The 17181-nt window shown below is 38.7% G+C and carries 23 protein-coding genes; 7 read left to right on the top strand and 16 right to left on the bottom strand.

Annotated elements, in window-relative coordinates:
- Positions 1–17: 17 nt before the first annotated feature.
- From AF333_RS11160 to AF333_RS37170, 3 genes are all read left to right on the top strand, one after another.
- Positions 18–1478, top strand: coding sequence for an aminotransferase-like domain-containing protein (locus AF333_RS11160; RefSeq protein ID WP_043064499.1), 1461 nt, complete (start codon positions 18–20; stop codon positions 1476–1478).
- 409 nt (positions 1479–1887) lie between these two features.
- Positions 1888–2106 (top strand): EamA family transporter, encoded by a 219-nt coding sequence (locus AF333_RS37175; RefSeq protein WP_043064500.1) that lies wholly within the window; start codon positions 1888–1890, stop codon positions 2104–2106.
- Position 2107: 1 nt separating this feature from the next.
- Entirely contained in the window at positions 2108–2326 is a 219-nt protein-coding gene (locus AF333_RS37170) for an EamA family transporter (RefSeq protein ID WP_043064501.1), read from the top strand.
- A gap of 178 nt (positions 2327–2504) precedes the next feature.
- On the opposite strand, the gene AF333_RS11145 is transcribed toward AF333_RS37170, so the two are convergent.
- Positions 2505–2966, bottom strand: a complete 462-nt coding sequence (locus AF333_RS11145) for a GNAT family N-acetyltransferase (protein ID WP_043064502.1) — start codon at positions 2964–2966, stop codon at positions 2505–2507.
- A gap of 255 nt (positions 2967–3221) precedes the next feature.
- On the opposite strand from AF333_RS11145, the gene AF333_RS35015 reads away from it, so the two are divergent.
- A complete protein-coding gene (locus AF333_RS35015) occupies positions 3222–3389 on the top strand; it encodes a hypothetical protein (protein WP_235496378.1) in 168 nt (55 codons plus the stop codon).
- A gap of 1 nt (position 3390) precedes the next feature.
- Here AF333_RS35015 and AF333_RS11140 read toward each other — a convergent pair whose 3' ends face one another.
- The gene (locus AF333_RS11140) at positions 3391–4041 is read right to left on the bottom strand and encodes an HAD hydrolase-like protein (protein ID WP_043064503.1); all 651 of its coding nucleotides are present in this window, start codon (positions 4039–4041) and stop codon (positions 3391–3393) included.
- Between the two features lie 185 nt (positions 4042–4226).
- Here AF333_RS11140 and AF333_RS35010 point away from each other — a divergent pair, with 185 nt between their 5' ends.
- Positions 4227–4385 (top strand): hypothetical protein, encoded by a 159-nt coding sequence (locus tag AF333_RS35010; RefSeq protein ID WP_235496377.1) that lies wholly within the window; start codon positions 4227–4229, stop codon positions 4383–4385.
- A 54-nt stretch (positions 4386–4439) separates the two neighbouring features.
- Here AF333_RS35010 and AF333_RS11135 read toward each other — a convergent pair whose 3' ends face one another.
- The gene (locus AF333_RS11135) at positions 4440–4913 is read right to left on the bottom strand and encodes an NUDIX domain-containing protein (RefSeq protein WP_043064504.1); all 474 of its coding nucleotides are present in this window, start codon (positions 4911–4913) and stop codon (positions 4440–4442) included.
- 531 nt (positions 4914–5444) lie between these two features.
- The gene (locus tag AF333_RS11130) at positions 5445–6035 is read right to left on the bottom strand and encodes a TetR/AcrR family transcriptional regulator (RefSeq protein ID WP_043064505.1); all 591 of its coding nucleotides are present in this window, start codon (positions 6033–6035) and stop codon (positions 5445–5447) included.
- A gap of 27 nt (positions 6036–6062) precedes the next feature.
- Here AF333_RS11130 and AF333_RS35005 point away from each other — a divergent pair, with 27 nt between their 5' ends.
- Positions 6063–6242, top strand: a complete 180-nt coding sequence (locus tag AF333_RS35005; RefSeq protein ID WP_235496375.1) for a hypothetical protein — start codon at positions 6063–6065, stop codon at positions 6240–6242.
- A 28-nt stretch (positions 6243–6270) separates the two neighbouring features.
- Here the strand turns inward: AF333_RS35005 and AF333_RS35000 are convergent, their stop codons facing one another.
- The 4 genes from AF333_RS35000 to AF333_RS11115 form a co-directional block, all read right to left on the bottom strand.
- Positions 6271–6636, bottom strand: coding sequence for a hypothetical protein (locus AF333_RS35000; protein WP_235496373.1), 366 nt, complete (start codon positions 6634–6636; stop codon positions 6271–6273).
- 11 nt (positions 6637–6647) lie between these two features.
- A complete protein-coding gene (locus AF333_RS11125; protein ID WP_043064506.1) occupies positions 6648–7781 on the bottom strand; it encodes an FAD-dependent monooxygenase in 1134 nt (377 codons plus the stop codon).
- 731 nt (positions 7782–8512) lie between these two features.
- Positions 8513–9472 (bottom strand): hypothetical protein, encoded by a 960-nt coding sequence (locus AF333_RS11120; RefSeq protein ID WP_043064507.1) that lies wholly within the window; start codon positions 9470–9472, stop codon positions 8513–8515.
- Complete coding sequence (locus tag AF333_RS11115) at positions 9429–10031, bottom strand: RNA polymerase sigma factor (protein ID WP_235496372.1); 603 nt, start codon at positions 10029–10031, stop codon at positions 9429–9431. The genes AF333_RS11120 and AF333_RS11115 overlap by 44 nt, the downstream gene beginning before the upstream one ends.
- A 1023-nt stretch (positions 10032–11054) precedes the next feature.
- Between AF333_RS11115 and AF333_RS37405 the strand changes: the two genes are divergently transcribed.
- Positions 11055–11714 (top strand): polysaccharide deacetylase family protein, encoded by a 660-nt coding sequence (locus AF333_RS37405; RefSeq protein WP_407638674.1) that lies wholly within the window; start codon positions 11055–11057, stop codon positions 11712–11714.
- Positions 11715–12007: 293 nt separating this feature from the next.
- On the opposite strand, the gene AF333_RS11105 is transcribed toward AF333_RS37405, so the two are convergent.
- The 8 genes from AF333_RS11105 to AF333_RS11075 all read right to left on the bottom strand — a co-directional run bounded on the left by AF333_RS11105 (position 12008) and on the right by AF333_RS11075 (position 17145).
- The gene (locus tag AF333_RS11105; RefSeq protein ID WP_043064509.1) at positions 12008–12754 is read right to left on the bottom strand and encodes a LytR/AlgR family response regulator transcription factor; all 747 of its coding nucleotides are present in this window, start codon (positions 12752–12754) and stop codon (positions 12008–12010) included.
- Between the two features lie 32 nt (positions 12755–12786).
- Positions 12787–13950, bottom strand: coding sequence for a sensor histidine kinase (locus AF333_RS11100; protein ID WP_052520445.1), 1164 nt, complete (start codon positions 13948–13950; stop codon positions 12787–12789).
- A 22-nt stretch (positions 13951–13972) separates the two neighbouring features.
- Positions 13973–15109: a hypothetical protein gene (locus AF333_RS11095; protein ID WP_043064510.1), complete on the bottom strand. Its 1137-nt coding sequence runs from the start codon at positions 15107–15109 to the stop codon at positions 13973–13975.
- Positions 15102–15806 carry an ABC transporter ATP-binding protein gene (locus tag AF333_RS11090; protein WP_043064511.1) on the bottom strand — a complete coding sequence of 235 codons (705 nt, stop codon included), beginning with the start codon at positions 15804–15806 and terminating at the stop codon, positions 15102–15104. The genes AF333_RS11095 and AF333_RS11090 overlap by 8 nt, the downstream gene beginning before the upstream one ends.
- Before the next feature lie 15 nt (positions 15807–15821).
- Positions 15822–16001, bottom strand: a complete 180-nt coding sequence (locus AF333_RS11085) for a hypothetical protein (RefSeq protein WP_043064512.1) — start codon at positions 15999–16001, stop codon at positions 15822–15824.
- A gap of 383 nt (positions 16002–16384) precedes the next feature.
- On the bottom strand, positions 16385–16528 hold the full coding sequence (locus AF333_RS33605) for a hypothetical protein (protein ID WP_158502304.1): 144 nt from the start codon (positions 16526–16528) through the stop codon (positions 16385–16387).
- 12 nt (positions 16529–16540) lie between these two features.
- Positions 16541–16822, bottom strand: a complete 282-nt coding sequence (locus tag AF333_RS11080; RefSeq protein WP_235496364.1) for an ABC transporter permease — start codon at positions 16820–16822, stop codon at positions 16541–16543.
- Positions 16816–17145, bottom strand: coding sequence for a YxeA family protein (locus AF333_RS11075; protein ID WP_043064514.1), 330 nt, complete (start codon positions 17143–17145; stop codon positions 16816–16818). Before AF333_RS11075 ends, AF333_RS11080 begins: the two co-directional genes overlap by 7 nt.
- Positions 17146–17181 lie beyond the last annotated feature (36 nt).

Here is a 17181-nt window from a genome sequence, read left to right as displayed (position 1 = left end):
GGATGGGAGGTAAACGAATGGCAGAGCTCCAATGGAAGCCGAATTCCTCGCCTTCAATTCCCTTGCATAAACAAATTGAAGAATATATCAAAGAAAAAATCCTGAATGGAGAATGGACAGTCGGAACAAAAATACCGTCGCAAAGGGCCCTGGCAGCGGCTTTCGGGGTGAACCGCAGTACTGTGGTAACGGCTTTGGACGAATTAACAGCTTTAGGCTTCATTGAAGGAAAAAGCGGCGGCGGGACACGAGTAATCAATAATACCTGGAGTCTCTTAACCTCCACTCCTCCTCCCGACTGGAACACGTATGTAAAGGCCGGCATACACCAACCTAATTTGCCCACGATTCAAGAGATAAACCGGGCTGAGTTTGTTCCGGGCGTAATTCGACTGGGGACGGGGGAACTTTCGCCTGAATTATTGCCCACTGATAAAATGGAAACCATCTTTAGAAACCTATCCCAACGTGCTATGCCGTTAGGATATGAAGGGCCAAAAGGAAATCTTTATTTACGTCAGCAAATTTCTACTTATGTAAAATCACTGGGGATTGACTGCTCCCCATCCTCCATTCTTGTTGTGTCAGGAGCGCTTCAAGCTTTGCAGCTCATATCGATTGGTCTTTTGCACAGGGGATCGACAATCTTGCTTGAAAAACCGTCTTATTTGTATTCCGTCCATGTATTTCAATCATCTGGCATGAAATTATTTGGTGTTCCGCTTGATGAGCAAGGCATTCAGACCTCACTAATTGCCCAATTCAAAAAGCAGCATAACGGGGCATTATTATACACCATACCGTCGTTCCATAACCCAACCGGCACATTAATGAGCGAGAAAAGGCGAACGCAACTGATGAAAGTATGTGAAAATGAAAGTTTGCCGATTATCGAAGATGATGTATACAGGGATTTATGGCTTGATGCTCCTCCACCAAAGCCACTCAAAGCCTACGATAAAAACGGAATTGTACTCTATTTAGGCAGCATGTCAAAAGCCGTAAGTCCAGGCTTGCGAATCGGCTGGGTGATCGGGCCTGAGCCTGTGATTGATCGATTGGCTGACATCAAAATGCAAACAGATTATGGTTCCAGCTCATTATCTCAATGGGCGGCAGCAGAGTGGTTTTCCAGCGGTTTATACGAGGAGCACATTGAATCTGTAAGAGAACAGCTCAAGATTCGCAGGGAAACGGCGATTCAAGCACTTGAAAAGCATATTGGCGATATCGCAACTTGGACAGCTCCAACCGGTGGCTTTTATATCTGGGTACGTTTGCTTCCAACGATATCGATTCGGAAACTGTTTGAAAAAGCATTGGCTGAGGGGATTTTGTTAAATCCAGGAAATATCTATGACCTGCATGCAAATCAGTATCTTCGCCTCTCTTACGCATACGCATCGTTAACTGACCTAACGTCTGGGATAGAGAAACTTTCCATTCTGATCCGACTACTGGCAGTATCCGACCGGTAGTAAGGCAAGCCCCTATATATCGTCCTTGGTTGTCAGGAATGTACCTGCGGATGGGCCGCCCATATTGGTAACTTGTGTAACAGGTAGAACAGACGAAGAAGAATTGTTAATACTTCCTGGGTATTTTTGTAAGGATTGATACAAAAGCAGAAAATAAACGCAGAACACTGTTCATTAACTTCCTCTCTTCTTTCTGGAACATACTGTCTATTCATCTTTATGAAGTACGTTAATGATGCTAAAATATAGCCTATACAAGGAGGGATATTTATGTTTCGAACAATTGCACCCCCCAAAATGTCTGCACAGTAGAATCTACTGTTTAGGCATTCAATAAAAGCTTGCTAATTCTCAATAGATTCTACTGTATATGTAAATACTATATACATGTAGAAAGTAGGAATTAGAAGTGAAAGAAAAATTATCTTTTATCTTATCAATGATTATTTTTGGAGCTGTAGGTGTTTTTGCCGAATATATCCAGATACCTTCAAGTGAAATCGCTTTATGGATGAGTCTGATTGGCTCTAGTTTTTTACTTTTGATTTTCTTATGTAATAAAGGAAAATTTGAGTGGAAAACCATTCTGCAAAACAAATGGCCTTTGGTACTTTCAAGTATAGCTTGAAGTGGCAATTGGATTCTATCTTTTCTTTTTAGGAATACGTAAACTAAAAGGACAAAGCATCGCTATTCTAAGCTATATTGACCCACTTACATCATTGGTTATCTCAACTATGATTATTGGTGAAAAAATGACAGGTCTACAAATTATTGGCACCATTCTTCTGCTAGGCTCAACCTTTATGAGTGAAATGGACAAAACAAGTACCATCTCACTTAAATAAATGAAAAGGAGCTTCCTAAATGCCTTTTGGCTATTTGGAAGCCCCTTTATTCTTCTCTCGATTTCTCAATGTAATCTTCCGGGGGCCACCAAGATATTATCTGTTAATTGCCTCTGTAGCTTTGAAATAACGTTTGAACATATTGTTCTTTATGTGAAGGGGAAAACAACTACTGGCGTTATAAAGAAGGAGGGTTATCTATTAATGTCTTTACCATCGTATAATAACTACTTCCTGGTGGGTAATCCTTGATTTCACCCACAACTTCGTATCCTTTCAGTTCATAAAAAGAACGAGCTTGAAATTCATAGGTCGTTAAAAGAGCCTTTGTCGCTCCATTTTGCCTAGCTATTGTTTCTACTTGATCTAGTAATTGCCCCCCTAGACCTTTGCCTCTAGATTCTTCACTAAACCAAAAATAATGGATTTCAACCCAGTTCCAATAACATTCTGCTGTTATACCCCCGATCCATTTTTGTTGACTATCTGATACGATAATATTAATCGGCTTGATAGAACCTTCAGCTCTTGTATTTCTATGAGGTAAAGAGTGTTCGTTATTATATTCTTGTATTCTATTTTTTAAAAAAGTTGAAAACTCATCTTTCTCCTCTAATAAAACTTCAATACTGTACGTCATATCTATTCCCCTTCAGTTTCAAACAACTGTCCTTTAGTTGAATAAACATATTCCTCAATCATTATCTACTCCTTGCTCTTCTAGAAAGCGAAGATACCTCAAAAGAGCATAAGCATACTGTTCCTCTGTTAAATAACTATTCAAATTCATTAAATCTAACCAAAAGCAAACTTCTGGAATTAGAATTCCATTATGGAGAAACAATAATAGAACAGTAAGATGTGCGTGAAGTTAACACTTCTATATACATCTGATTTGATACATCGACAAATTCTTGTGGTGAGAGGGAAGAAAAGAAGGAGGGGCGGGAGCGGTCAAGACACGTTGGCCTTTCTTCTGCTGGAGTGCAGGGTGCATCCAACCTCTTCTTTTTCTGAATCGCCTCCTTCCAACCACGCTCCCCTGTCAAACTATCAAGTGTAAATTATATAGATAAATTTGTTTTTATTTCTAGTAAGTCGTTAATTATTACATCAGCTTGAGAAAGCTCAGCTTGTTGTGCAAAATCAAAGTTACAGCCTATTGCAATTAAACAGTTAGATTTTGCTGCTTTAATATCAGATAGTCGATCACCAACTACAGCACCTTTTTTTATATTATATTTCTTTAATATGGTTTTAACTAAATCCGCTTTATCTTGCGTTTGTATTTGTTGAATACTAAATATTTCTGTGACCCAATTATCGAGGTTGTAATATCTCACAATTGCATTTAAATATTCTGTAAGGCCGTTACTTGCTATAAATATAGAATAATTGTTGTTTTTTAAATAACTGAATATCTCCTCTACGTTTGGATATAAAGCACCGTTTCCACTATTGATATTTTCAATTAGCTTTTCGTGGAAATAATCATTTGTTTTTAGTCGGACTTCGTTTGAATGGTTTGGTAACAAAGTTTCCCAAACTACTGGTAATGGAACTCCCATAATCTCGCGGTATTTCTCAACCGGTGTTTCTTTCTCCCATAATTTCATCGTCCTCAAACGATTAAAAGTTTCATGAAGAGAAATTTCTAAAATTTTATTTGTTTGAAATAGTGTTCCATCCATATCGAAAATCACTGCTATTGACATTATTTTTTCCCCCATAAAAACTAAAAAAATTCAATATATTTCAAATAACAAAAACCGATTATTAAATTACTTTATTTAAAGTGCTTTTTCATCAAACAGATTTGTTCCATATTCGCTCCCTCCGAAATTTTGTGATTTCGTATCGATAGCTATATACATCTCATTTTATAAATTTACATATTCTTGTGGTAGGAGGTAAGAAAAGAAGGCAGGGCGGTGGGCGAGAGCGGTCGGAAAAAGACACGTTGGCCTTTCTTCTGCCGGATCGCAGGGCGCATCCAACCTCTTCTTTTTCTGAATCGCCTCCTTCCAACCACGCTCCCCTGTCAAACTATCAAGTGTAATGTATATAGTTCTTGTTGCAGAGGTTCACCTGTTAGTTAACAAAGAGGTTATTCTTATGTATATTCTTCTAATAAATGTTCTTCAATTATTTCTATATTTCTTTTGTTTTCTGAGTAGTGAATTATTTGTTCTCTTATGTTCGGATACAAAATAACATTATCTAACTTGGATAGTGGTATCCATTTTACACCAATTTGATTTGGGTCAGGGTTATTAGGTAACCTTGGCTTACATCCATCTTTTATTTTACATTCAAACATTAGATCTAAAGAGTGTGTTTCTCCATATTTATTAGTGTTTAGATGTGGGGTATACTCATAAACAAATGCTAATGGACCAACTTCTACATCAATTGATGCTTCTTCTTTTGCTTCTCTTCGTACTGCTTCAATAATTGTTTCATCAGGCTCAACCCCACCTGCTGGCAAATTATAATGCAGTCCATTTTCGTCATTAAACTCAACTAAGAGAATTGAATTATTTTCTATAATAACCGCACCTGCCCTTACTCTAATATGATAAGCCACTATTATCTCCCACCTTAAAAAATTTTTATTTTATTCTATTTTACCAAGGGTGTTGATTATCCAGTACGATCTAGAGTGGATCATCAACACACCGTGCTCCAAAGCGGCCGTGTCCCTTCCTTGTGAGAAAAAGACAAGGGAACACGCCGACGCGTGCATCTTATTTCTTCCGATATATGGATAATCAACAGGTGTGCTATTTTACATTAGATTTGGAACTTTTTTCATTTATCTAACCTGCTTTGTCAGCTCAAAAAGCTTTATTCCATTAAATGGCCCGATTGCAGAGAACCATTGTGCTACCATATTTCCCTTGTTATTTATGGAAATTCGCGGTGCCTGTCTTTATCCTTCAGAACTATCCATATAAAACCTGCAATATTTAGCCTCCAGAAGAGCTTACCCTTTTCTCACAGGAACTACAACGCTATTTATCTCCTTTTGCTCTTCAGTTATTAGCTAGAGAAGTTGGATTTGTTCAAAGGAAGCTAATCATTAACAAGTTACCTGAAGAACAAATAGGTGATCCTATTATCCTTTATCAATTCCCTCCCATACAACATCCAAGTGCTGGTTAAGCATATCTCTCATATCAGTTTCATGGGAATGTAATAACGTTTGAGACATCAACGTATAAAAATAGACACTCATAATGGTGGAAGTAATGATACTTGTGTCCCGGTTGCTTTTTAATTTCCCCGTCCGTTTTGCTTCCTCAATAATTGAATTCAAACTTTCTTGGAGTTTTTGAATACTTTTTAATTCATTTTCAACCAAATAGGTTGATTTAATAATTTCAAATACTGCATGCTTCATTAGTTCGCCATGTTCAGTAAATCTGGATAATAAATCGCCTAAAATAAGTTGAATTCGCTCTTTTGGATGCTCGACATCATGATAAATCTGTAGGCTTTGATTCCATAGTTCAATTTGTGAATCCCCTAAAAATAACAAGATATGTTCTTTTTTCGCAAAATAATTAAAAAAAGTTCCTTTTGCAATACCACATGTAGCAGTGATGTCTTGAACAGTTACGTTCTCATATCCACGTTCTTTAAATAATTTTACCGCTTGTAGGAAAATGAGTTCTTTTAATTCTTTTTTTCTAGTTTCTCTAAGCAATATAATCTACTCCTATATACATCTGATTTGATAAATCAGCAAATTTTTATGGTAGGACGTAAGAAAAGAAGGAAGGGCGGTGGGCGGGAGCGCTCGGAAAAAGACACGCTGCCCTGTCTTCTGCCGGATCGCAGGGCGCATCCAACCTCTTTTTTTTCCGAATCTCCTTCTTCCAGCCACACTCCCCTGTCAAAATATCAAGTGTAATTTATATAGCTCAATTTAAACCTTGCTCTTATTTAATTTCTTCGGTTTCAAATCCGATTAGTGGAAATTTTACTTCTTTGTTAATGGTTGCTGAAGAATTAGGACGTCCTATCATACAGAAAAGTATTATAGCACACCTGTTGATTGTTACGAGAGGAAAAGACCACCACAACAGGACACAAACAAGGCCTTTCGTCTCCCTTCCCGAGCGCATGCCCCGGCCAGGCGAAAGAGGACAGCAACTGTCTCCCTCTTCGCGTCTACCCAGATGTTTTGCGGTCCCGCCTGGCCAGGGCAAAAAGCGGCCCTCTACACTTCCGTGTGGGAGACGAACCGACGCCTGTTTGGGGCATGATGTGGTGGCTATCCACTCTGGATCGTACTGGATAATCAACACCCTTGTTATTATAGTTGAAATTTATATAAATCATGTGCTTGCCTTTGATAAATCCATTGAGGCGTTTGTTTCATCACTTGATTCCTTAGCGCAGTTAAAGCTTTACTTTCCATTTGAGCTATTTTTCCAATTTTCCAGGCTTGATTAGATATCTTTTCAATTCTGTTTCTTCTTTTTTTGTCATACTCTATAAATGCTTCTTGGTAGTCGGCATTCTTTTGAATACATTCTGCAAGAATTCTAGCATCTTCAATTGCTTGACATGCTCCCTGTCCCAAATTAGGGGTGAGTGCATGTGCTGCATCCCCAATAAACACAATACGTTTGTCAAAAAACTGCTTCATGGGAACAATGTCCATGATATCACGGTGAATCATTTGGTGTTTCTTAGCGTTTTTTAAAATATTTGGGATAGGATCATGATAAGTTTTAAAGTGGTTATACAAGTCATCAATTGTGTATGCGGAAAACCTTGGGTCATTAGCTTGTGCGTTTATTAAAGCATACCAATATACTTCATTGTTCGGCAGCGGAACAATACCGAACCGTCCTTTTGTCCCCCAAGTTTCAATGAAATCATTCATTAGGGAGAGATTTTCAGCAGGGATTACACCACGCCAGCATGTATATCCTGCAAACCGATAACCATCACTTTGCGATAATTGCTTTCGAACAATAGAATGAATACCGTCTGCTGCAACTAGTATATTGCCTTGTGCTTCACTTCCATCACGAAAAATTATTTGTATAGTATCTTCTTTATTTTGTTCTATCCTTAGACATTCTTTTCCCCATTCAACTGTGCCAGGATGAAGGGCGGATAACAGCAGCTGATGTAAATCTTTTCTATGTATGGAATACATTTTGGGATAATTAGTTGGGACCGTTAATTTGCTAAAAGTATTACCTTTTTCTGATAATAAACGAATACCGTCACTTTCGTTCCCAACTCGCCTTATTTGAGCAGAAACTCCGTATGGTTCAAGCGCTTGCATGGCATTGGGTGCAATAATAATACCTGTGCCAGCAACTGTTGGCTGGTTATTTTTATCATATACTTTCACATCTAAACCCATTTTTTGAAAGGCAATCGCTGCACAAAGACCAGCAATGCCTCCGCCAATAATTATAACGTTATTCATTCATTTTTCCCTCCATTAATTCCTGTGATGATAAAAGCAATTCATAAAAAAGAGAAGCAACAACGTATTAAGCACTCAGATCACAACGTAAAATTTCTTGAACGGATACCTTCTCATAGACTCGGTTTTTAAATAACTGTGTTCATTCTTTTAACTTAATTCTCTTAATATTAAATTTGTCATCAATAAATTTGACCTAAATCATAAATTGACCGGGGTCATGAATTGGATGAATCAATAGTAATATTTTTTTTATTTCTTGTCAATTAACCCTTTTGCTGTACGCTAAGAAAGTGAAAGAATCGGAATAAAACGAGGTCAAAATAAAGTGCGGAGCTGGATTCAACAAACAAAATAGGCATTGTTGTTTCATTAAATAAATCAATAAAACTATCCTAATTGTCTTTGTATACGAAGTAATTTTAACTAAAGAAAGCAGACATGCATCGAACATTGCAATAGTAAAAATTCAGGGATAAGACATCATCACTCATCCATCAAGTTAGCGATAAATATGAAAACAAGACTTCCATACTTGAATTACTAGTTTGATAGTAAACATAAAATAATCCCTACCTTGAAAAAGGATAGGGATTATTTTATGTTATTTATTAATGATTCGGCATGTTAATGATAATAGTAAGCAGGGAAGTAACTTGCCTAATTACCGATGATCTTTTGAATCGATCAGATGATGAAACGGAACGATCCCTTCATAATGCACCAATCGATTATTTCAGGTACGATTCGGCTATGTTAATTAAGTCCTCTTTGCTTATCTCTTTTGCATTGGATTCGATCAAGTATTCATACTTATGTCCACCGCCCGGAAGCTCATGGACCCATCTGATATCCCTTCCGCCACCTTCGTTCCATTCCGTGTAAAGCATTTCTATTCCCTTAACAACAATCTTTTCCTGTTCAAAGTTAAGTTTTTCATCCCAGTATGACGTAGGTATATCTTTACCAACACCATAATCAACTATAGTCACAGCTATTTGGTTCTCTCCCTGTTTGTAGGTGAATCGAAGGTGAAGAAGCTCATCCGACAGCTCCATCGGCATCATCGCGTAATCCTTGTTCGATTCTTCCGCCTGCTTCCGCAGCTTTTCCACCGTAGCAGCTTTTTCTTCCGGGCTAGGAGGATTCACATCAGTGACCGGCTTAAAGAAGACCGAAGCGCTTTGGAATTTGTAATTTTCTTTTAAACTATCAAAAATCGTAACCTGCTTGCCCGCCAGTTTGGTGCGGAGTGCGGACGCATCGGTAAAGACGGCTGGCTTGAATCTAGTGTCCGTTTGCCTGGTCGGATTATGCGGAACGATGTAAAAGATCGCTGCCGAACCATCCGGTAACAATTCGTCCGCCAGATCGCGGCTCATCCCTATGCGTTTGATGTCTTCTTCCGAATATTTGGGTTGGGGAGGAGCCTCTTTCAATGGTTTTACCTGATATACCACTTCACCCTGCTCGTTTTTCAATATTCCATATTTAACCGCAGCAAAACCTGAAGACACTGTCAAAAGCATTCCTGCTACGACTAACAGACTTACTTTATATTTCACAAAAAATCGCTCCTTTTTTTTCTGCTCAGCATACAGCTTCTTCATAACCTTTCCAGTCAAGTCAACATCGGGAAACTGCGGGTCATAAAAAAGTTTTCTCAAATGCTGATCCTTGTCCAATGTCATACTGTCCCACTCCCTTTACTTGAGCATAGTACTTACGAAATTTTGTAGCCGAACGCTCGTATTTTTTTCGAAGAGTGGCGCTGTTTTGATTAAGAATCATGCTAATTTCCTGATAGCTCTTATCCTCAACACAGCGTAAAATTAACAAGTTCCGCTCTTCTGCCGATAACCTCGACATTGCCTGATGCACGAATTCATCAAAATAATTAACTTCAATCTGTAGATCTACGGGTTTATTCTCTTTCTCATTTCGATAAAAGAGGGGTAAATATTTTGCCAGTTTTCGCTTGCGAATCACATCAATACAGTGATTGTAGGCGATCTTATATAACCAAGCACCAAATGGTATACCCTGGTTATACTTCCCTAAGCAACGAAAAGCCTTCAAAAATACTTCCTGTCCACTGTCCTCAGCTTCAGAATAATTGCCTAGCATGTGATAACAATAGAGAAAAATTGATTTTTGGTATATTTGCATGATCTTCTCGAACTTTTCGATATCACCCTCCAATACGTCAGCAATAATGTGACGTAGATTATCATTATCCAAACCACTCACCTCCTTCACCCTATATAACGAGTCATCCACATCAAAATGTGACAGTAAAAACAAAATAATTAATAGTACGCCAGCAACGCAACAAAGGACACGCCTAATGCATGTCCTTTGTTGCTAATTATGCAGTTGCTTCGCCTCATACGCCTCAAATGAGGTAGTACGACATCACCATCAAGCCAAGATATTTTATATCATAAGATGAAAAAATTAGTTATTTTTTCTATAAAACACTGTAGAAAGAATGGTGTTTTTATGGAACTTTGGTTTCCTTATGCATTTTTAAATAACAATAAAAATCTATCAATACGCTTACACAATTATGACACATCGTGCACTTAATATGTAATTAATGTCACAAAATGAACTACTTAGATCGTTATACGTTATGTAGCGGGTGCACAGGGAGGTGATCATTTAGAACAACTATATAAGTTACACTTAATGTTTTGACAGGGTAGCGTGGTTGGAAGTAGGAGAGATGGGAAAGAAGAGGAAAAAAGCAAACATATGCCACCATTATTCACAAATTTGAAAAAAGGATCTATATGTATCGCTACTATATCTCGGAAAGTCGCGAGGAAGCAGAGAATGCTGTATACGTAGCATTTAACAAGGTGTAGCTCTACAAAATTACATATCATCACTGTTTGGATCAGATTAGAAGATAAAGCCGTTGGCAACGGCTCGTATCACTCTACCAAGAGTAGCAAACTTCATTTTATGACAATGATACAAGGAGTTGGAGAAAAAGCTTCTCATCCGCAAACACAAAAACGAACGAATCATCATAAGGAGTGGATGAGAGTAACCATATGAGAGAGAAAAAACGATGGACAAATCTGTTATTTGCTTTAATNTGGACAAATCTTTGCTTTAATAGCTATTTTTATTTGTGCCTTGTTGTATCAACAGCTTACACCACATACTCACTATGAAAACAAGGTACTTGTGCTCACCTATCATCATATTGATGAAAAGATAAAAAGTGATGCTACGATTACCCCTGCGCTTTTTGAACAGCATATGAAAAAATTAAAGAAAAACAAATATAATATAATTTCGATGGATGAATTTATTGCCTTTATGAAAAACAATAAAAGCGTGCCGCCAAATGCCGTTCTTCTTACGTTTGATGATGGTTATAAGAGCTTCTATTCGAAAGCATACCCAACCCTGCTAAAATACGGCTATACTGCTACAAATTTTATTATTGTAAGCGCAACTGATATACCAAATCCAAAGGTGCTTCCACACCTTACTTGGAAGGACATGCGGGAAATGAAACGAAACGGCATGAGCTTCTATTCCCATACATATGACCAGCATACGCTCTGCAACGCAAACAAGCAGCGAGAAACAAAGCCCGCGCTCGTAACACCAATATACAAGGAAAAAGAGAAAAGGACGGAGACCGAAGGTGAATATCAACATCGTATAAAAGAGGATATTCAGTTTGCAAATGAACGCCTGGAGCAAGAATTAAACAACCATGAATCCCTCCTCTGCTTCCCATTTGGTGCGTATAACGATACTGTATTAAAAATAGGAAAAGAGAATAATATTCGACTCTTTTTTACAACTCAAGAAGGAATAAATAAAGCGCGTCAAGAAAAAGTCCTCCGAATTAATGCCGGAGCTCCAAATGTTTCAGCAGAAGAGCTGATAAAGAAACTGAGGAATTAATCTTGTGAAAAGAGGTTTCGCTCATCTGAAATGGTGAGATTCACAAAAAAACACTATTCTTTCCTTTATTTTAGAGAAAGAATGGTGTTTTTTCGTTTTGGATATACAAAGAATTTTTAGCTTGAAAGCGACACTGTGTTTCAAATTTTAGAAGGATACCAGAAACCAGTTAGCCCATGAATGTTATGTTCCTCATTTTAACTTGTTTGAACCGCTATTATTAATCTCTTCTCCTAATACATAAGGACACGCTACAACAAATGTAAAATCAATGAAAAACTACTGAACGTTACTTATCTTTCATTCTCAATCATCAAAGCTTTTATCAAGCCATTATAGTATCTGAAGGATACATAGCATGTTTCTCCGTTGATCATATGGACAGCACGCTTCAGCTTGTCGATCTCTTTAATATTGTTTACATTAACAATGTATGCCTTGTGGCATCGATAAAATCGATCATCTAGCTGTTTCTCCAGCTCTTTTAATGTTCCATAGAACTCGATCTGCCGGTTCCGCTCATGCAGCTTGATTTTATGCGGTGAAGAAGAGGTTTCGAAAAACAGCACATCCTCATATTTAACGTTGATAATAGATTCATCTGTTTCAATGGTTATCCTTTGGGTATCTCCTCCTCTTTTCAAATAACGCTCGTACGCCTTGCGGAGACACTCCTCCACCCGCGCAAGAAATTGTTCCGGATTGTCCTTAATGATAAAGTCAAAAGCTTCCACTTTGTACTGGAAAGTCAGGTAGCTTAGTTCCGAATGAGTTGTCACAAATACAATAAAGCAATCTGCATATTTGTCGCGCAGTATCTCAGCCAACTGAATTCCGTTCATGTCAGCTTTAAGATCAATATCCAGCATAAAAAGGGATGAATTACCTTCATACCGCGGATAATCAACAATATCGCGATAATCGCCTGTAGACAAAGCCACCTTCATATCCAGTTTCTGCTTAATGATCGAATGAGTCACGATTCGTTCTAGCTGTTCTCGCTGCAACTTGTTGTCTTCACATATATAGACATTCAGCATTAAGTAATCACCTTCATTATGGTTTCACATTGTTATGATGAACACACACGTTTGATTTTAAGCTCTTGAATGAATGTATGCGTGACGGGGTCAATCTCTGTGTTTAGAATCACATTGGAATATTTATGATCAATTAACTCCTGTACAGTGGACAGACCGATGCCCCGTTTGTCTCCTTTGGTGGAAAACCCATATTCAAACATTTTATAAATCGGAGGTACGTGTTCGGAACAACTGTTTTTGACAATGAATAGAGTGGAATCTTTTACGGACACAATGCCGAGATCCAATCTTGGTTTCGGCGTGTCCAGCGCTGCCTCAATTGCATTGTCCAGCAATATTCCCATGATTCTACACAGATCGAGCGTGGATATCTCCACAACGTGCACATCTTCCGCAATGTCGATAAATACGTCAACCCGCTCCGTTTGGGCTTTTAGAATTTTAGATGAAAGAATTCCTTTCAACGGCGCAATCTTCACATGCCCCAGCAGTGACAATCTTGTATTCATATGGTGCAGTTGTTCTGAATAAGCACATACGTCATGATAGAAGTACGACTTCAGTTCCGAATATTTCTCATCCTCAATAAATCCTTGCAAGGTAGACAAAATGTTGGCATAGTCGTGCTTGAAGGTACGCATATCATGCAGCACGTCTTCCAGTGAAGCTGCGTACTCCTCTAGTTGCCCTAATTCCTGCTCCATCTGTTGCTTCTCCATTTCCTTCCTAAACGTATTCACATACAACCGATGGCTGAAGAAAATAACCGCGATATATATGGCAAGCAGCAGACTGTGAAGGAGCGTTCCTTGCACATCTGAAACATCCCGGTAAAAGATGAGAGAAAGATATATCCCCCCCATCATCATGCACATGTTACCGAACGAGATGAATATGCGCTGCCGCAAGGAAAATACGTGCTGCACACTCCGGCCGTCCCGCTTCGCTCCATCTGAAAATAATTTGCCAATAAGATATGCCATTACTCCAATGAAAATGAACAGGAATACCTGCTCTATCATTGGGTTCCTTATGTTCAGCATATCTTCCCATACAATATGGCTAATCTGTAAGGCGAACAGGAAATTTACATAGTTGAGCACACCGAATAATAGCGAAGCTACCATGTCTTTCGTTCGCATATATAAGAGCAGAAAGAATAAAATGACGATCCACGCTATGCTTATATCCATATCACACCACCGGCTTTACGTTCTAAGATTCATTGACTGTATCTCCCTTCTTGATCAGGTATAGGAAGAACCATGTCACAAGCAATTGCACAGCCAATATTCCTAGTATAGTTACATATGAGTATAGCATCAATGTTACAGACACAGCCATCGACATGCCCCACAGCTTATATTTACGCGGATGCTCGAACATTTGACGACTGTGGCTCCAGTTGTAATTAGGCCGCTTGTAGTCATAATACAGCTTGATGAATGTAATCAGCATTAGTGAGCACAGCAGGAGAACGAGTAAATCAATCGTATATGTGAGTGGATCATATACATAAACGATCGTATAGGCAGCTACATATAGGGGCACCGTAATCGTGATACTGAATACGTATTTACCCCAATACAATTTTTTTATCGACACAGGTAGTGATTGCAGTAAATTGCGATATGGCTTTTCATACGAAAATAACACACCTGGCGTCGAGCATGTCGATAGTAAGCTTAATACAAACAGCAAAAATCCACCTTCTACACGAAATGTGGTGAGCGCATTGACGATAAAAAAAAGGATAAACACAGAGTAACCGAGGTGGTTAATAAGGATAACTTTGTCGCTAGAGAATCTGACGAACTCCCTTCTTAGCCAGCTGAACTTCATGAGCGAGCGTCTTGGTTTGAACCGTATGAAATTGTGGTCATAGACAAAGATAATGGCAGTAATGCCGCATAACGATGTGAAAAATCCGGCAGCAGCAAATACAATCACCGCCAAGGCACATTGAAGAAACGTTAGCTTACCGTAATATCCACTCACGACAAGAACAGATAGGATGATAGGCATGACTCTGAGCATATGATTTTTTATATACACAACAAGCGAGTACAGGAATATGAACGTTTTTTTGTCAATCGGAAGGGAAAGCAGCATTTTGTATTTTCGATCTTTCACCTTGGAAATAGCCGATAGAAACGATAAATACAACGTAACGGCAATCGTTCCCTTAAGAAGATTTTCAAGCGAATGAATGCTGAATGTTGTATAAGGAGCCGGGATGATGAACATAATGGTTGCCATTAAGGCAAGTACAGCCAGGATTTCTCTCATCCACTTTTTATCCTTAGTCTCATCATGAAGCAGAACATGGAATATAGATCTCGCTCTATTCATTCCTAATCACCTGAAAGAACTTCTCTTTCATTGAGCGTTCCTTACTTACCGTTACACAATCTTTAATTTTTCCCTGATGGAGAATAAAGACCTCGTCGCATACACTTTCGACTACCTGGAACAGGTGGGTAGACAGTAGAACAGAATTCCCTTGCGCTACGTATGCCCGCAGCTCTTGGTAGAACGTTTCGATTGACACGATATCCAGGCCGACCAATGGCTCGTCCATAATGAGCAGCGGGCATTGAAGCAGTAGTGCATTGATTAACGCCGTTTTCTGTCTGTTGCCTAGTGACAATGTATTTATTTTATGATGAACGAATTTCTCGAACATAAATTTTCCGCTTAAATCCTGCAATCGATGCATGTCCAGTCTTCTGTCGTATAGCCTATGCACAAATTCCATAAATGCTAGCGGAGACATTTCATCGAATAGGTCCGGGTGATCTGGGATAAAGTATCGTTGTTGCTTTAGCCGCATCGCATTGCTGGGTGTCAGCTTCTCTCCGCAATAATAAATTTCCCCGCTATATTGACCGTGAATCGATGTGAGAATATGGAGCAGGGTTGTTTTTCCAGAGCCATTGGAACCGAGCAAGGCATATATTTTACCCTCTTCAACCTGCAAATGAACATCATCAATAATTGGCATATCCTTCGTATACCAGCCGTTTAAATGATTCACTTTTAGTAGCATACACAACACCTTATCCTACTTGTTTGGATCTTTCATTATGTTATAGAGTTTTACTCCCATACCTAACACGACGGCAAACGATACGATCGAGTACAAAAGGTTGTTCTTAATCGCATACACTACGCCTGCTGTTCCCCATAACACGAGCATGACCATAGCGAATATTATTTTTTTGTTTTTTGTATCTAATAGCATCAATGTTTTCTCCCTTCTGTGATTTGATTTAATTGTAACTTCATAAATGAGGGATGTTATCATTTAGTCTAGAAAGGGAGCTTATTCGTACTAACAGTGAAATTCGTACCGCAAAAGGTTACGGTCAAGACAAAAATGGAGACGGTCAAGATTTAAGGCAATGTTCCCCAAATTCTTTTCAATCGATAATTAATATGATGTGTCACATTATAATTATCAATTGACAGCCGCACCCTACAAGGCTTGGAGACAGGGTAGCTGCCCTAGTCCGTCAGATACATTTTTAATAAAAGGAAAACCTCGTTGACATCTAACGAGGTTCGAGATTTGGAGAGTAATGGAGAAGAAAACAGGAATAAGCATTACTGGCAATAAAATTGATTCTAGATGCGTCCCATATGCTCTGCTGGAAGCGAATGAAGATGAGCATACGACAATCCGATTGCTGATATACCGATGCCAAGTGATGCTCCGATGATGCCACCAATGAACGACAAATTGAGGGATTCGAGCAAGAATTGTAGCAAGATATCTTTACGCTATGCGCCAGGTGCTTTGCGAATCAGGAAATCTTTTGCCTGTTTCATCGCGGGTTTTAATGCTGCTTTGGAAACAGCGCTTACCTCAAGTGTTTCCACATTCCCTCCACCCGACAGTTCCTTCCAGAAGCGAATCGGAATATAGGCCCTTTCCATATTCAAGAAATCCAAACTGAACTTCTCCATTGTAAACACACCGAACACAATTACAGTCGTATTCTTAAAGCGAACCGGTTGCCCGATTGGATTTTCGGTGCCAAACAAATCGCGCGCAGTCACCACTTGATTTCTTTCGGTATATCTTCTGCTTTAACCTCTTCCCATTTTTGAACATAAAAGCCTTTTGCCAATACTTTTAGATAGGTCCCCTTTGGCAACTCAATGCTTGCTGTAAAATTCACATTTTTCTTTTTGCCCTCCGCATTGTATCCAGTCAGCTTGTACTTAAATCGACCATTATCAGGTTCTGCCGGTTTATTAATTTGGACATATACATATTCTTGTTTGATGAGTGGGTTGAAGCGATCGACTACATCTCTTGACGTAAAAATAAATAGAGCTCCGAGAATAACAATAATTAATGCTGCTACTGCCCATTTTTTCATGACTCCTCTTCTCCTTTAACGTTGACTTGTAAGATT

This window comes from Aneurinibacillus migulanus, assembly GCF_001274715.1.
Classification (GTDB): Bacteria; Bacillota; Bacilli; order Aneurinibacillales; family Aneurinibacillaceae; genus Aneurinibacillus; species Aneurinibacillus migulanus.
The sequence above is the reverse complement of the archived record's forward strand: the minus strand, read 5'-3'. Positions and strand labels throughout refer to the sequence as shown.

What these genes read in the sequence shown, in the direction of transcription:
- AF333_RS11160 (WP_043064499.1), top strand. Translation starts at nt 18, where the DNA reads ATGGCAGAGCTCCAATGGAAGCCGAATTCCTCGCCTTCAATTCCCTTG.
- AF333_RS11145 (WP_043064502.1), bottom strand. Translation starts at nt 2,966, where the DNA reads ATGACGTACAGTATTGAAGTTTTATTAGAGGAGAAAGATGAGTTTTCA.
- AF333_RS11140 (WP_043064503.1), bottom strand. Translation starts at nt 4,041, where the DNA reads ATGTCAATAGCAGTGATTTTCGATATGGATGGAACACTATTTCAAACA.
- AF333_RS11125 (WP_043064506.1), bottom strand. Translation starts at nt 7,781, where the DNA reads ATGAATAACGTTATAATTATTGGCGGAGGCATTGCTGGTCTTTGTGCA.
- AF333_RS11120 (WP_043064507.1), bottom strand. Translation starts at nt 9,472, where the DNA reads ATGACATTGGACAAGGATCAGCATTTGAGAAAACTTTTTTATGACCCG.
- AF333_RS37405 (WP_407638674.1), top strand. Translation starts at nt 11,055, where the DNA reads ATGAAAAAATTAAAGAAAAACAAATATAATATAATTTCGATGGATGAA.
- AF333_RS11105 (WP_043064509.1), bottom strand. Translation starts at nt 12,754, where the DNA reads ATGCTGAATGTCTATATATGTGAAGACAACAAGTTGCAGCGAGAACAG.
- AF333_RS11100 (WP_052520445.1), bottom strand. Translation starts at nt 13,950, where the DNA reads ATGGATATAAGCATAGCGTGGATCGTCATTTTATTCTTTCTGCTCTTA.
- AF333_RS11095 (WP_043064510.1), bottom strand. Translation starts at nt 15,109, where the DNA reads ATGAATAGAGCGAGATCTATATTCCATGTTCTGCTTCATGATGAGACT.
- AF333_RS11090 (WP_043064511.1), bottom strand. Translation starts at nt 15,806, where the DNA reads ATGCTACTAAAAGTGAATCATTTAAACGGCTGGTATACGAAGGATATG.
- AF333_RS11085 (WP_043064512.1), bottom strand. Translation starts at nt 16,001, where the DNA reads ATGCTATTAGATACAAAAAACAAAAAAATAATATTCGCTATGGTCATG.
- AF333_RS11075 (WP_043064514.1), bottom strand. Translation starts at nt 17,145, where the DNA reads ATGAAAAAATGGGCAGTAGCAGCATTAATTATTGTTATTCTCGGAGCT.